Source organism: Gordonia liuliyuniae (genome assembly GCF_021739025.1).
Taxonomy (GTDB): domain Bacteria; phylum Actinomycetota; class Actinomycetes; order Mycobacteriales; family Mycobacteriaceae; genus Gordonia; species Gordonia liuliyuniae.
In genome coordinates this window covers 334,870-349,524 of the sequence record NZ_JAKKOT010000007.1, presented here as the reverse complement: position 1 = coordinate 349,524, position 14,655 = coordinate 334,870, and the positions used below count along the sequence as shown (strand labels likewise).

Annotated in this window: 14 protein-coding genes; 6 read left to right on the top strand and 8 right to left on the bottom strand. The window is 66.1% G+C overall.

Translation table 11 applies throughout. From position 1 onward, the window contains the following. Positions 1-69: 69 nt before the first annotated feature. Positions 70-669: a TetR/AcrR family transcriptional regulator gene (locus tag L5G28_RS16950; protein ID WP_237002543.1), complete on the bottom strand. Its 600-nt coding sequence runs from the start codon at positions 667-669 to the stop codon at positions 70-72. A gap of 78 nt (positions 670-747) precedes the next feature. Between L5G28_RS16950 and L5G28_RS16945 the strand changes: the two genes are divergently transcribed. Next, entirely contained in the window at positions 748-2,262 is a 1,515-nt protein-coding gene (locus tag L5G28_RS16945; protein ID WP_237002542.1) for a flavin-containing monooxygenase, read from the top strand. A gap of 53 nt (positions 2,263-2,315) precedes the next feature. After that, entirely contained in the window at positions 2,316-3,149 is an 834-nt protein-coding gene (locus L5G28_RS16940) for an SDR family NAD(P)-dependent oxidoreductase (RefSeq protein ID WP_237002541.1), read from the top strand. Positions 3,150-3,159: 10 nt separating this feature from the next. Here the strand turns inward: L5G28_RS16940 and L5G28_RS16935 are convergent, their stop codons facing one another. Continuing rightward, positions 3,160-4,176 carry a glycine betaine ABC transporter substrate-binding protein gene (locus L5G28_RS16935; RefSeq protein WP_237002540.1) on the bottom strand — a complete coding sequence of 339 codons (1,017 nt, stop codon included), beginning with the start codon at positions 4,174-4,176 and terminating at the stop codon, positions 3,160-3,162. A gap of 55 nt (positions 4,177-4,231) precedes the next feature. Between L5G28_RS16935 and L5G28_RS16930 the strand changes: the two genes are divergently transcribed. Then, positions 4,232-5,362, top strand: a complete 1,131-nt coding sequence (locus L5G28_RS16930) for a magnesium and cobalt transport protein CorA (protein ID WP_237002539.1) — start codon at positions 4,232-4,234, stop codon at positions 5,360-5,362. Positions 5,363-5,416: 54 nt separating this feature from the next. On the opposite strand, the gene L5G28_RS16925 is transcribed toward L5G28_RS16930, so the two are convergent. The 6 genes from L5G28_RS16925 to L5G28_RS16900 all read right to left on the bottom strand — a co-directional run bounded on the left by L5G28_RS16925 (position 5,417) and on the right by L5G28_RS16900 (position 11,588). Next, a complete protein-coding gene (locus L5G28_RS16925; protein WP_236999449.1) occupies positions 5,417-6,007 on the bottom strand; it encodes a suppressor of fused domain protein in 591 nt (196 codons plus the stop codon). Between the two features lie 46 nt (positions 6,008-6,053). After that, the gene (locus L5G28_RS16920) at positions 6,054-7,223 is read right to left on the bottom strand and encodes an ABC transporter ATP-binding protein (protein WP_236999450.1); all 1,170 of its coding nucleotides are present in this window, start codon (positions 7,221-7,223) and stop codon (positions 6,054-6,056) included. A 3-nt stretch (positions 7,224-7,226) separates the two neighbouring features. Continuing rightward, positions 7,227-8,057: a carbohydrate ABC transporter permease gene (locus L5G28_RS16915; RefSeq protein WP_236999451.1), complete on the bottom strand. Its 831-nt coding sequence runs from the start codon at positions 8,055-8,057 to the stop codon at positions 7,227-7,229. Between the two features lie 7 nt (positions 8,058-8,064). After that, the gene (locus tag L5G28_RS19465) at positions 8,065-9,465 is read right to left on the bottom strand and encodes an ABC transporter permease subunit (RefSeq protein ID WP_237002538.1); all 1,401 of its coding nucleotides are present in this window, start codon (positions 9,463-9,465) and stop codon (positions 8,065-8,067) included. Next, positions 9,462-10,841 (bottom strand): extracellular solute-binding protein, encoded by a 1,380-nt coding sequence (locus L5G28_RS16905; RefSeq protein ID WP_237002537.1) that lies wholly within the window; start codon positions 10,839-10,841, stop codon positions 9,462-9,464. The genes L5G28_RS19465 and L5G28_RS16905 overlap by 4 nt, the downstream gene beginning before the upstream one ends. Before the next feature lie 267 nt (positions 10,842-11,108). After that, positions 11,109-11,588: a YflT domain-containing protein gene (locus L5G28_RS16900; RefSeq protein ID WP_236999454.1), complete on the bottom strand. Its 480-nt coding sequence runs from the start codon at positions 11,586-11,588 to the stop codon at positions 11,109-11,111. Positions 11,589-11,654: 66 nt separating this feature from the next. On the opposite strand from L5G28_RS16900, the gene L5G28_RS16895 reads away from it, so the two are divergent. The 3 genes from L5G28_RS16895 (at position 11,655) to L5G28_RS16885 (ending at position 14,641) form a co-directional block, all read left to right on the top strand. Next, positions 11,655-12,935 (top strand): magnesium transporter MgtE N-terminal domain-containing protein, encoded by a 1,281-nt coding sequence (locus tag L5G28_RS16895; protein WP_236999455.1) that lies wholly within the window; start codon positions 11,655-11,657, stop codon positions 12,933-12,935. Then, a complete protein-coding gene (locus L5G28_RS16890; RefSeq protein ID WP_236999456.1) occupies positions 12,932-13,450 on the top strand; it encodes a DUF1003 domain-containing protein in 519 nt (172 codons plus the stop codon). Before L5G28_RS16895 ends, L5G28_RS16890 begins: the two co-directional genes overlap by 4 nt. A 102-nt stretch (positions 13,451-13,552) precedes the next feature. Continuing rightward, complete coding sequence (locus tag L5G28_RS16885; protein ID WP_372477248.1) at positions 13,553-14,641, top strand: lytic transglycosylase domain-containing protein; 1,089 nt, start codon at positions 13,553-13,555, stop codon at positions 14,639-14,641. The last annotated feature ends 14 nt before the right edge of the window (positions 14,642-14,655 follow it).

Genomic DNA, 14,655 nt, shown 5'->3' with positions numbered 1-14,655 from the left:
CGATGCGGAGGGGCCGGGCTCTTTCGTATCGGGCCTGTTTCGTATCGGGCCTGTTTCGTATCGGTCGGGCTACCCGGCAGCCTCGCCCACGAGACCGGCGAGCAGCGGGAGTGCCGCGACGAGGATCGCAATGAGTTGTTCCCGGGTCACGGCGGGGTCGGCGAGCCAGCGGACAAGAGTCTCCTCGACGAACGCGATCCAGCCCGCCACGGCGAGCTCGATCGCAGGCGACCGCTCGATGCCCAGTTCGGGCGCCCGCTTGAGGATGCGTTCGGACATGGCCGCGCGCGTGCTGTCGGCGACGTCGCGGATCTCCGGATCCGCGCTCGTCGCGCCGCGTATGACACCGATGAAGCCCCGCCCGTTGTCGGAGACGTAGTCGACGTAGGCGGCGACCGAGGAGCGCAGCACCTCCAGGACATCGGTGATGTCCTCGCGCGGCATGGTCCGATCGAGCATGATCTGCGCCTGTTCACGGACCACCTGCAGATGGAAGTCGGCCTTCGACTCGAAGTAGTGGAAGATCAGGCCCTTCGACACACCCGCCGCCTCGGCCACGGATTCGATGGTGATCGACTCCAATGGCTGCTCCCCCGCCATCGCGACGCCGAGATCGATGAGCTGGCGACGCCTCGCATCCGGGCTCATGCGCGTTCTCGATGACGTCATGGCTCCACCCTAGGCCACTATTGACCTTCGTTCAATTGGCTATTGACTCACATTCAACAACGTCTTATCGTGGAGACCATGACAACGCATGATGTAGAGATCGTGATCATTGGCGCCGGGTTCTCCGGTCTGGGTGCGGCCATCAAGCTCGCCCAGTCAGGACACGACGACTACCTCCTCCTCGATCGCGGCAGCGACTTCGGCGGCACGTGGCGGGACAACGTGTACCCGGGCGCTGCGTGCGATGTACCGTCGCACCTGTACTCGTACTCGTTCGCACAGAACCCCGACTGGAGCCGGTCGTACTCCCACCAACCGGAGATCCACCGCTACATCAACGCCGTGGCCGACGAGCACCGCATCGCCGACCGGACCTGGTTCGGCACCGACGTCACCGACGTGGACTGGAACGACGACGAATCCCGCTGGACCGTGCGGGCCGAGCGGAACGGCGAGACCGTCACCGTCCGCGCGGGCATCGTCGTCGGCGGCATCGGCCCCCTGTGCGAGCCGAACCTGCCCGACATCAAGGGCATCGACCGATTCGGCGGCACCATCGTGCACACCGCGCGCTGGGACACCGACTACGACTTCGCGGGTAAGCGCGTCGCCGTCATCGGCACTGGCGCGTCCGCCATCCAGGTGGTGCCCGAGCTCGGCAAGACCGTCGGTCACATGGACGTCTACCAGCGCACCGCACCGTGGATCATCCCGCGTAACGAGCGCCCCTACTTGAGCGTCGAGAACTGGGCGTTCAAGCACGTGCCCGGTCTGCAGAACCTGATCCGCGGCACCATCTACACCGCGAACGAGAGCGTCGCCGCGGGCATGACGTTCGCGCCGAAGGCCCTCAAGCCCGTCGAGGCGATCTGCCGCGCCAACATCTTCCGCGGCATCCGGAACCCGGAGCTCCGCAAGGCCGTGACCCCGACGTTCGCCGTCGGATGCAAACGCATTCTGAAGTCGAACGAGTGGTACCCGACGCTCGACCGACCGAACGTCGATCTGGTGACCGACGGCATCGCCGAGGTCACCGAGACCGGCGTCGTCACCGCGGACGGCACCGCGCGCGACGTCGACGTGATCGTGGTGGCGACCGGCTTCCACGTCACCGACTCCCCCGCGTTCGAGTCGATCCGCGGCGTCGGCGGCAAGAGCCTGGCACAGGTCTGGGCTGCCGACGGCATGCAGGCCTACAAGGGCTCGTTCGTCCATGGCTTCCCGAACCTGATGCTGTTGGTCGGACCGTCGACGGGCCTCGGTCACACGTCGATGGTGTACATGATCGAGTCGCAGCTGAACTATCTCGTCGACTACATCCGCAAGACGCGCGAGGCCGGGATCGGGCGCACCGAGGTCAAACTCGAAGCACAGGACCGATACAACGACGAACTGCAGCACTCGCTGCGCAACAGCGTCTGGGAGACCGGCGGCTGCGCGTCCTGGTACAAGGACGCGAACGGCAAGATCACCTCGTTGTGGCCGGGCTTCACGTTCACCTTCCGCAACAAGACACGTGCGTTCGACGTCGCGGCGTACGACGTGACGCCCCGCGTCGAGTCCAGCGACTTGACCCCGGCAGCAGGCGCCTGAGCCTCGCGCACGGACGCCGCCGAAATCCACCACATCTGAACAGAAGGACACTCGTGAAAGACTTCCGCAACAAGGTCATCGTCATCACCGGCGCAGGCTCGGGCATGGGCCGCGACCTGGCCGTTCAGCTCGGTCGTCGCGGCGCCAAGCTCGCCATCTCGGACATGAACCCGGACGGCCTCGCCGAAACCGAGCGTCTGGTGAAAGAGACTGGCGCGCAGGTTCATTCACAGATCCTGAACGTCGCCGAGCGGGAAGCATTCCTCGAGTACGCCGACACCGTCGCCGCCCACTACGGCACCGTGAACGCCATCTTCAACAATGCGGGGATCGCGCACCACGGCGAAGTGGAGCACACCGAGTTCAAAGACATCGAGCGTGTGATGGACGTCGACTACTGGGGTGTCGTCAACGGAACCAAGGCGTTCCTGCCGTACATCATCGCGTCGGGCGACGGTCACATCGTGAACACGTCGTCGCTGTTCGGCCTCCTCGCCGAGCCCGGTCAGGCCGCCTACAATTCGGCGAAGTTCGCCGTCCGCGGATTCACCGAGGCCCTCAACCAGGAGATGATCATCGCGAAGCACCCGGTCAAGGTGACCTGTGTGCACCCCGGTGGCATCAAGACCGCGATCGCGCGCAACGCGACCACCTCGGGCGACCACGACCAGAAGGCCACCGCGGCTCTGTTCGATAAGTACTTGGCGAACACCAGCTCGGAGAAGGCCGCCGAGATCATCATCAAGGCTGTCGAGCGCAACCAGGCCCGCGTCCTCGTCGGCGCCGACGCGAAATTCCTCGACCTGTCGGTGCGTCTGGTCGCGTCGAAGTACCAGGGCATCAGCGCGAACGTCACCGGCTGGGCGCTGAACAAGTTCGGGAAGTAGAGCGGAAGGATTAGGCCCCGTGTGTCGACAGCCATTGCCCGGCGACGACACGCGGATCGGAGCCCTCGCGGACCTCGCGCACCATCTGCGCGAGGTCCGCTGTGGTCAGTTCACCCGCGACGCGGCTGAGGGCCTTGAGCTGAGGCTTCTCCAGGTGCCCGCTCGCGTACACCGGAACGAGTTGCTGGGCGATCGGCGCGCCGTCGGACTTGAGGGTCTGGACGTCGGTCAGATCCGGCACCGAGGCGGCGTCGAGCGCCGTCGTCAGACCGAGGACACCGCCGGCGCGGACCGTGGTCACCAGTTCATCGGCCGTCTCGACCGTCTCCACCGGGCCGTGGTGGCAGACGGCGACCGCGTCCAGTACCGACACGGGCGGCGTCTTCGTGACGACCAGCGGCAGGCCCGCGGGGAACTTGCCACAGTCGGCGAGCGATTCGACGTCCGCGCCTTCGATCGCCTTCTGTGGCGCGAGGATCTGCCACCGGTCCGAGACGAGCGCCGGATCGCCGACCGACACGTTCTGCGGCAGCGACCGGTTGACGTCGGCGAGTACGTCCTCGGCGGTCACTGCCTTCGGTGCAGGGGTCAACTGCACCAACAGGTCGCCGGTGAACGCCGGGTACAACCCCAGATCCCCCGAAGCGACCTGCTCGAGCAGGTCCGGCTGCGCTGCCGGGTCGGCGGTGCTGCGCACGTCGATGCCGGTCCGCGCCAACGCGCCCGCGTACACCGCCGCCGCGGTCCGCGACGCGGCGGACCCGTCGTGCCCGACGGTCAGCGCCGTGTCCTCATCGTTGCCGCACGCGGTGAGGGAGACGGCGCCGATGACCGCCGCCGCGACTGCCGCCGTGATTCGTTGTTGAATGCCCATCAGATGCAACCGTAGTCGACGCGGCCGGTCACGCCGTCGCGGCGAACCCGATGGCCGCCGTCCCACCAACGACAGGAACACCGGCACCTGGCCGGGCGGATCCATGATGACGCTGATCGCGGCCGCGGTGTAGACGGAGAGTTCAACCGGCACTGCCGAGTGTAAGTGGCGGCCTACAGCGAGCGCTCACATCGGTAAGATCATCACAATGCCTTCCATTCCGCGCATGTTGCAGCCGGGAAACCGTGGATCAGGACGCGCTCCGGCCGACCCGCCGACGCCTCCTGTACCGTCGGCACGCGCCGTCGTCGACTGCGGCGTCTACGTCGACGGCGTTCGTAGCCAGGGGACGCAGGACTTCCGGCGGTCGCTCGCGCAGGTCCGTGAGAGCGGCGAAGGCTTCGTCTGGCTCGGGCTGCACCAGCCCGACGAACGGCAGATGAACGACGTCGCCGAGGCGTTCGGGCTGCACCCGCTGATGGTCGAGGACGCGGTGCACGCGCATCAGCGACCGAAGCTCGAACTGTACGACGACACCGTGTTCCTCGTTCTGCGGACGATCAGTTATGTCGACCACGATTCACTCGAAGTGGCCAACGACATCGTCGAGACCGGCGAGATCATGGTTCTCGCGGGCCGGGACTTCGTGATCACGGTCCGACACGGCGACCACACCCACCTCGCGGGTGTGCGCCAACGTCTCGAGCACATGACGGACCATCTCAAACTCGGGCCGTCGGCCGTCGTGCACGCCGTCGCCGACCGCGTCGTCGACAGCTATCTTGCCGTCGTCTCCGAGATGGAGTCCGATGTGGACGAGATCGAGGAGCGTGTGTTCTCCACGAGGAACAACGACGTCGACATCGACGTCGTCTATCTGTTCAAACGCGAAGTCCTCGAACTGCAGCGCGCCGTCTACCCGCTCGGGATGCCGTTGGCTCGGCTGTCCGGCAACAAGTCGACGTCGGACATGTCCCCGGTCCGATTCGACAGTCCCGTCACGTCGCCGGACGCCAAGGAGATCCGCCGTCACTTCCGCGATGTCGCCGATCACCTGACGCAGGCGACGGACCTGATCGCCGAATACGACGAGCGCCTGACGACGTTGCTCAACGCCGCGTCGACGAAGGTGTCGATCCAGCAGAACACCGACATGCGCAAGATCTCGTCGTGGGCGGCCATCGCCGCCGTCCCCACCGCGATCGCCGGCATCTACGGCATGAACTTCGATCACATGCCCGAACTGCACTGGCCCTACAGTTATCCGGTCCTGTTGACTCTCATGGTCTGCGTCTGCTTCACCCTGTGGCGAACCCTCCGCAGAAACCACTGGCTCTGACCCGGTCGTACCGGTCGCGCTATCCGTCTCGGCTGGCAGCGCGAGTCGTTTCGGTCAGCTCGGGTTGACAGCGGATCTCGTCGGGTCGGCGATGTCGACGCCTGCTTCGACCCAGGCGTCGCGCAGCGCGGCTGCGCCTTTCAACCGGACCCATGCGGCCTCGTTCGCGGTGACCGGAACGGCGCGCAGGAAGTGGACCGGCTCGGCGGGTTCGTCGAGCGGCAGGTCGGCGATCTCCGCGTCGGCGGTCAAGAGGAACGCCGAGCAGATCGCGCCAACCCACAGCGGTTCCTGCAGGTCGACGAGCGAGTCCTCGGCAAGGACGAGGCCTTCCACGGCGGGAGCGGCGGCCAGCGTCGCCAACGACTTGTGCAGGCCGGGAAGCGGTGAGACCGCCCGCATCCGCACGATCGCTTCGGCGCGCGGCCCGCGGACCGGGTCGGGCGCCAGATCGTTCGGGTCGTGCATCGGATGGCGGGCACAGCCGACGGTCGCGAACACCACCTCGTCGCCGTCGACGAATCGAAGCACATCGACGGGCTCCACACCGAGGAAGGTCACCGACGCGCGCTGCGGCTGCGAGCCGACGACACCCGCCACATGCTTGACCACCCGATCGGTGATCGATCCTGAAGTTGAACTCACCCGACCAGTCAAGCACGGCGCCGCGATGCGGTGGGGTCCGGTCGACTCAGCGCAGGGTGGAACCGCTCGCAGTGTCGAACACGTGCAGACGGGCCGTGTTCAGCGCGAGAGTCAGCTTTCCGCCGCGTCGGACATCGGTGTACGGCGTCAGACGTGCCACCTTCTGGCCGCCCGCCGTCATCGAACCCAACTCCTCGGCGAGCTGGTGGAGGATCGCGTTCGCGGTGTCGGGCGCACTCAGCGTGAAGTACACGTACTTGTCCGACCCCATCGATTCGACGAGATCGACGTCGATGTCGAACGTGAGGAACTGTTCGAGCTCGGCGGGGTGCGTGAGCGCCGCGTCGACGAGATGTTCGGGCCGGATCCCCAGCAGAACCTCGCCGTTGCTTCCCGTCTGCCGTGCCCGCCCGGTCACCTGCTCGTGGTCCGGGAACTCGACGTGCCCAATCGGGGTGTCGACACCGGTCGCGGTGAGGCGTCCCGGGATGAAGTTCATCGACGGTGAGCCGATGAAGCCTGCGACGAACAGGTTGACCGGATTGTCGTACAGCTCCTGCGGCGACCCGACCTGTTGGACGTGCCCGGCTCGCATGACGACGACGCGGTCGCCGAGGGTCATCGCCTCGGTCTGGTCGTGGGTGACGTACACGGTGGTCGTGCCGAGGCGGGCCTGCAGGTTCGCGATCTCGGTGCGCATCTGCACACGGAGCTTCGCGTCGAGGTTCGACAACGGCTCGTCCATCAGGAACGCCTTCGGCGAGCGGACGATCGCCCGGCCCATCGCGACGCGCTGCCGCTGGCCGCCGGACAGATTCGCGGGTTTGCGGTCGAGATACTCGCCCAGGTCGAGGATGCGGGCGGCCTCGTCGACCTTCGCCGCGATCTCGTCCTTCGACTTCTTTGCCAGTGTCAGCGGGAACGCGATGTTCTCGCGCACCGTCATGTGCGGGTAGAGCGCGTAGCTCTGAAAGACCATCGCGATGTCACGGTCCTTCGGCGCCGTCTCGTTGACGCGAGCGCCCCCGATCCGGAGTTCGCCGGACGTGATGTCCTCGAGACCGGCGATCATGTTCAGAGTCGTCGACTTGCCACAGCCCGACGGTCCGACCAGGATGATGAACTCGCCTTCGGCGATCTGCAGGTCGATGCCGTGCACGGCGGTCGAGCCGTCCGGGTACTGCTTGGAAACGTTGTCCAGAACGATGTCGGCCATGGGTTATCCCTTCACGGCGCCGGAGGTCAGCCCGGCCACGATACGGCGTTGGAAGAAGAGCACGAAGATGATGATCGGAATTGTGATGACGACGGCCGCCGCCGCGATGGCGCCGGTCGGTTCCTCGAACTGACTGACACCGGTGAAGTTGGCGATCGCGACGGGCGCGGTCTGCGCGCGTTCGGTCGACGTCAACGACAGAGCCAGGAGCAGATCGTTCCAGGCGAACACGAATACGAGGATCGAGGCGGTCACCACGCCCGGCGCAGCGAGCGGCAGGATCACCCGGCGGAACGCCTGCCCGGGCGACGCACCGTCCATCTGCGCCGCCTTCTCGAGCTCCCACGGGATCTCGCGGAAGAACGCGGACAGGATGTAGATCGCCAACGGCAACGCGAACGCCACGTACGGAATGATCAGGCCGGGCCACGTGTCGAACAGGCCGATGCTCCGCTCGATGTTGAACAGCGGGGTGACGAGTGAGATCTGCGGGAACATCGCGATCAGCAGTGCAGCGCCCACGAGCAGCTTCTTGCCGGGGAACTCCAGACGCGCGATGGCGTACGCGGCCATCGTGCCGAGCAGGACCGCGATGAACGTCGAGATGAGGCCGATGCCGATCGAGTTGATGAGGCCCGAGGTGAAGAACCCGGTGTCGAAGATGCTGCGGTAGTTCTCGAACGTCCACGAGGTCGGGATGAAGTTGCCGTCAGTGACGGTGCCCGGGCTCTTGAACGACAGGCTGATGATCCACCACAGCGGAATGATCGCGTACAGCACCACCAAGGTGTTCGCGATCAGCCATCCGGCGCGGCGACGATTGAGAGCATTCATTCTCCCGCTACCTCCCCTCGTCGTCGGAACCGGGCGCCGAAGCGCCGAATCCCTTGATGAACACGATCGCGATCACCGCGACACACAAGAAGATCAAGACGCTGATCGCCGACCCGGTGCCGAGGTTGAACGCTTTGAACAAGTTGTTGTAGCCGAGCATCGACACCGATCCCGTGTCGTGGTTGCCCGACGTCAAGACGTAGATGTTGTCGAAGACGCGGAAGGCGTCGAGCGTGCGGAACAGCAGCGCGACGAGGATCGCCGGTTTCATCAACGGCAGGATCACCTTGACCAGCCGCGTCCAGGCGCCCGCACCGTCCACCTGCGCGGCCTTGAGCAGGTCGTCCGGCACCAACGCCAGTCCGGCCAGCAGCAGCAGCGCCATGAATGGCGTCGTCTTCCACACTTCGGCGAGGATGATCACCGACAGCGCAGGCATCTGACTGGTCAACGGCGTCGACCCGTCCGGTAACAGGTTGACGAGGTAGCCGGTGCCCGGCGTCCACGCGTACTTCCACGAGATCGCGGCGGCCACGGTCACGATGCCGTACGGGATCAACACGACGGTGCGCACCAGGCCTCTGCCGAACATCGCGCGGTGCATGACCAGCGCGATCGCCATACCGATGACGAGTTCGATGATCACCGAGATCACCGTTATGTAGGCCGTCACCCAGAGGGCGGTCCACCAGTAACCGCTACCCAAGACCGTGCCGTAGTTGCTGAACCCGACGAAGCTTCCCGAACCCGGTTCGCGCAGGTTCTCGTCGGTGAACGACAGCCAGATCGAATAGAGGATCGGGTATCCGGTGACGACGAGCATCACCAGCGCCGCCGGACCCGCGAGCAGGAAGGCGAGCCGGCGTTCGGACGACTTGCGTCCGGACTTCGTAACCCCGGACTGCTTGGCCCCGACCGTCTGCGGCGCCGCCTCTGCGGGACGTTCGACTTCGAGAATGTCCGACATGGCCATCGCCGACCCGGCACGCGCAGGTGCCGGCCGTCGCTCCTGAACCGGGTTGCGTGGTGCGTCCACGGCGGGCCGCACGCCGGGCGCGGGCGCCTGGTGCGGGGTCGGTGGGCGGGGGGTTTCCTGCTGGGGGGTTTGCTGCTGGGGCTGTTCCGACTCCGGTCGCGGTTCCGCGGCTTGCGGCGACACCGGGGTCTGCTTGGGCTCCGGGACGACGGTCCGAGTCTCCGGCGGAGTCGCCGTCGGCCGCGTCGGCTCGGTACCCGGCGCCACCCACACGTCCGAGTGGACGGTGGGGATCGGGCCGGTCTGTTCTACGGGCCGCTCCGGCGCACGGTCCTCGGGACGCGCGTGGCGTCCCGGGCTCGTGTCCGGACCGTCACCGTGCGGTGTGAGACCGCCCCGATTGGTCGGCTCATCGTTGTCGTCACTGGTCACGGGACGATCCCCTCCCCGTCGATAGCACTCTGTGCGACTTTGCCCAGCTCATCGGCCTTGCTTTCGGGATTCCACTGCCCCACCGGGCTGAGCGTCGCAGTGATCGCCGTCGACATGTCCTGGTATCGCGGAGTCGCCGGCCGTGGCGCGGCGCCCTCGTCGAGTTGGCGGCGGATGATCTCGTACATCGGATACGCGAGTTGGAAGTCGGCGTCCTCGTACAGCGACGCGATGGTCGGCGGCGTTCCGCCGCGCACCGCGTACACCTTCTGCGCCTGTTCATCGGTGAGACACGATGCCGCCTTGAACGCCAGATCCTGCTGCTTGGACGTCGACGCGACAGCAAGGTTGAAACCGCCCGGCGTCGACTTCGCGGTCTTGCCCGAGGTGATCCCCGGGTAGGCGGCGAAGTCGAACTTCTTGCGGGTCGCGTCGTTGACCTTCGCGATGCGCGGATCGGTCGGATCGTCGGCGGTCGCGTCGATGATGTCCTTGAAACCGGTCAGCGAATCGCCCATGATCTTGGCTTCACCCGCCGCACCGTTCTCCTTGATGCCCGCGAAGACGAACGGCCAGTTGATCTCGAACGCCCCTTTGCCTGCCTCCATGTCGGTTCGGGCGGTGCCCTCGTCGGAGTTGGAGATCGACGGGTCCGAACCCGGCGCGGTCGCGACCTGACGCATCACGGTCAACGCTTCGACGGTCGCCGCACGGTGTTCCGGCGTATCGGTCAGCGTCACCTTCGACGGATCGTTCGGGTCGAGGACTTCACCGCCTGCTGACTCCAGGAGCGAGTTGAACCACACCATAAGGCCCTCGTACTGCTTGGCCTGCAGCAGGATCGCCGCCGGCCCGCCCGCGTCCTTGATCTTCGCCGCGTCGTCGAGCATGCCCTGCCACGTGGTCGGAGCCGTCGTCGTGTCGATGGTCTCCTTCATGAGTTCCGGTCGGTACCAGAGCATCTGGGTGTTGGCCCACAACGGGATCGCGTAGAGGCTCTTCGCGGTGTCGTCGTCGCGTTTCCATTCGACGGTCTCCACCGGGCCCGCGAGCGATATCTGCCGGGTCTTCTCGGCGATGTCGTCCGGGACCCGCACCGCCCAGCCGGCGTCCGCGAACTCGGCGGTCCACACGACGTCCATCGCCATCAGATCCAGACCCGAGTCGTTGCCTGCGAGTCGTCGCGCCAATTGGAGCCGCTGCATGTCGGCTTCCTTCGGCAGCATGTGCATCGCGATCCTGTACTCGCCGTTCGAGTCGGCGCTGCACCTCTGCGCGACTTCGTCGATGTAGTCGAAGCCGTCGGCCGCGGCGTACATGTTGATGACGCCCTGCTCGTAGTCCGAACCGCACGCGGTCAGCATGGGCGCCGTCACCGCAGCGGCGATCCCTGCAATCGCCAATTTCGTCCACAACCGGCGTCGACGCGGTGGGCTAGCACCGATCCCGTCGCCGGAGGAATCCTCTGGTCGCATACCCGCCAAGCCTCCTACCGTCGCAAATCGGCTTTGAAAGCCGATGTGCGAGTAGGGTATCGCACCGGTGAGTGACACACCGCACATCCCGTGCGTATGTGTTCGGACCGATCACGAACACGAGCCCGGCGGCGTTCTAGATGCGGCGGTGTCTAGATTCGGCGGTGTCTAGATCGCGAGGCGGGCGAGCATGTCCCGAGCCTGCTCGGCCGTCTTCGGGTCGCACAGCACGTCGTACCGTCCTGCGACCAATTGCATCGACGACGTGAAGTCACGCTGGCCGCGACTCGCCGCGTACGGGATCGCGGCCGAGATCAGACCGAAGACCATGCCAGCGATGACGCCGTACACGATCGGCACCCATGGGTTGTCCGACGAGAAGAAACTGATCAACGCACCGAGGAACAGGCCGAGCCAGGCGCCCGACACGATTCCGCCGCCGATCACCTTCCCCCAGGTGAGACGGCCCAATACGCGCTCCACCTGCATCAGGTCCACACCGACGATCGTCAGGTTCTCTACGTGGAAGTGGTTGTCCGAAAGATGGTCGACGGCACGCTGCGCCTGCTCGTACGTGTCGTACGACCCGACCGGCCACCCCTTCGGCGGCGTCGGCAGTCCGGGCGTCTGTCGCATCGGGTTAGTCATCACTTCACTCCTGTCACAAACGTTCCGGGCGTTCGCTTCTGCGCTGTGTCTCCTAGGCTTGTAGACATGATGCCTGCCCAGAAGGTCTTTGTGGCCAGACTAGTCGGCCTCGCGGTCCTCGGTCCGGACGGTGAATCGATCGGCCGCGTACGTGACGTCGTCATCTCGATGCATCTGCCCGGCCAACAGCCCCGCGCGCTCGGTCTCGCCGTCGAGCTGACGACTCGACGCCGGATCTTCGTGCCGATGCTGCGGGTCACGAGCATCGAACCCGACGCCGTGACGCTGACGACCGGGCATGTGAACTTGCGCAAGCTCAGCGTCCGCCCGAACGAGGCGCTCGCCATCGGCCAGGTCCTCGACAGCATGGTCCGCACCGACGACCCCGACTATCCGGAGTTGCACGGTGTCGACCTGACCGTCGTCGACCTCGCGATCGAACGCAACCGCAACCGTGACTGGATGGTCACTCGCGTCGCCGTCCGTTCCACCCGTAAGGGCCTTCGACGTCGCGGCGAGACACTGATCATCGAGTGGCGCCACGTCGTCGGCATGAGCCGACTCGAGCTGGCCCGCGTCGGGCAGGGCGTGGAACGTGCGCTCGCGCAGTTCGAAGACATGCGTCCCGCCGACGTCGCCAACGCGCTGCGCGAGCTCCCGGCGAAGCGACGCAACGAGATCGCCGCGGCACTCGAGGACGGGCGGCTCGCCGACATCCTGCAGGAGTTGCCGACCGACGACCAGAGCGCGGTGCTCGCCAGCCTCAAACCCGAGCGTGCGGGCGACGTCCTCGAAGCGATGGATCCCGACGACGTCGCCGACCTCGTCGCCGAGCTCCCGGCCTCGGAGGCCGAAGCGCTACTGGCGCGAATGGACCCCGAGGAGTCCGAGTCGGTCCGGCGACTGCTCCTGCACTCTCCGGACACCGCGGGCGGTGTGATGACGCCCGAACCGCTGATCCTCACCGCGACCGCGACCGTATCCGAGGCGCTCGCCCGCATCCGCAACCCCGACATCAACTCGGCGGCCGCCAGCATGATCTTCGTCGTCCGACCGCCCACCAACACTCCGACGGGCAAGTTCCTCGGCGCCGTGCACATCCAACGGCTGCTGCGCGAACCGCCCGCCGACCTCATCGGCGGCATCCTCGACGCAGAGATGCCGCGCCTGCACCCCGACGACTCATTGGAGACGATGAGCCGGTTCTTCGCCACCTACAACCTCGTGTGCGCGCCCGTCGTCGACGACACCTCGCACCTCCTCGGCGCCGTCCAGGTCGACGACCTCTTGGACGCGCTGCTGCCCAGAGACTGGCGCGAGAACGATCTCGAAGGCCACATCCGATGAGCCCCCGCCACCTCGACACGCCTGCCGACACCCGGCGACGCTTCCGGCTGAATCTCGACTCGGACGTCGTCGGCGTCTACAGCGAGCGCGTCGCCCGGTTCCTCGGCACCGGGCGGTACCTCGCGATTCAGACGATCGTCGTCATCATCTGGATCTTCCTCAACATCGGCGTCTTCGCGTTCGAGTGGGATCCGTACCCGTTCATCCTGCTCAACCTGGCGTTCTCGACACAGGCCGCGTATGCGGCGCCGCTGATCCTGCTCGCCCAGAATCGACAAGAGAATCGCGACCGGATCTCGCTCGACGAGGACCGTCGTCGAGCCGCGCAAACCAAAGACGACACCGAGTTCCTCGCGCGCGAACTCGCTGCGGTCCGACTCGCCGTGGGCGACACCGTGACCCGCGACTATCTGCGCCGCGAACTGGAGGACGCCGTCGAAGACATCGCCGAACGTGTCGCCGCGAAGCTCCGCGACGAGGCCCCGGGTACACGTTCGGACGAATCCGGTACGTAACAGGATTGATCGCCCTGTATGCTTGCTCACAACCGCGGGGGTGGATGATGACAGATGTTCGCCTGAAACCGCGCGAATGACACTCGACTGGAGTTCGCGAATATGGGGATGAGTTTCCGGCACAGCCCGAATCGGGTACGTGTGCCACGGCGCGGAGTAGCCGTGGGCGTCGGCACGGTCGCCGTCGGAGCCGTGCTGCTCGGCGGGATGACCGCAGGCTCTACCTCGCTTCCGTCTGCGCAAAGCCCGATCAACATCGGGCCGTCGCTGCTCACATCGAACGATGCCGCGATCACCGCCGTCGACGACGTCACCCAGATCGTCCCGTCGCAGAGCGGGCAGTTGACCGGTTTCGCTCCCCCGTCCGACCCAGCCGACCAAGAGGCGGAGTCGGCGGCCCAGTTTCGGATCGCGGCGAATCTGCCGTCCGGCCCCCTCGGCATCCCCGGCATCATGTTGAGGGCATACAAGCTGGCGGCGACCCGTGTCGCAGCCGAGACCCCGCAGTGCAAGCTCCCGTGGTACCTGTTGGCGGGCATCGGACGCATCGAGTCCGGCCACGCGGGGAACGGCAACGTCGACCGCTACGGCAACACCCTCACCGATATCCGCGGACCGGTGCTCGACGGTTCGCTCGCCGGTAACGCGGTGATCACCGACTCCGACGGCGGCGACCTCGACGGCGACCGCGGTCACGATCGCGCGATGGGGCCCATGCAATTCATCCCTAGTACCTGGGCCAGTTGGGGTTCGGACGCGAACGGCGACGACAAGTCGGACCCGGACAACGTCTTCGACGCCACCTATTCGGCTGGTCGCTACCTGTGCTCGGGCGTCGTCGACATCATGTCGGCGTCCAACAAGGTCGGCGCCGTGATGCGCTACAACCACTCCGTCGCCTACGCGAACAACGTGCTCGGTTGGGCCGCGGCATACGCTGCGGGCGTGATGCCGACGACTCCGATCCCGGAGATGACGACACCGCCGAAGGACGACGAGAAGAAGAAGGACAAGAAGGACGATAAGAAGGACGACGGCAAGAAGAAGGACGATAAGAAGAACGGCGACGAGTCGAAGAAGCCGAGCAAGCCGTCCACGCCGCCCTCTTCCAGCAAGGACAAGCCGAAACCCAGTCCGAAACCGCAGTGCCTCGGACCGATCTGTCTGCCGCCTCCGCCCGTCCTCCCGTGACCGAAGCGTCCGCC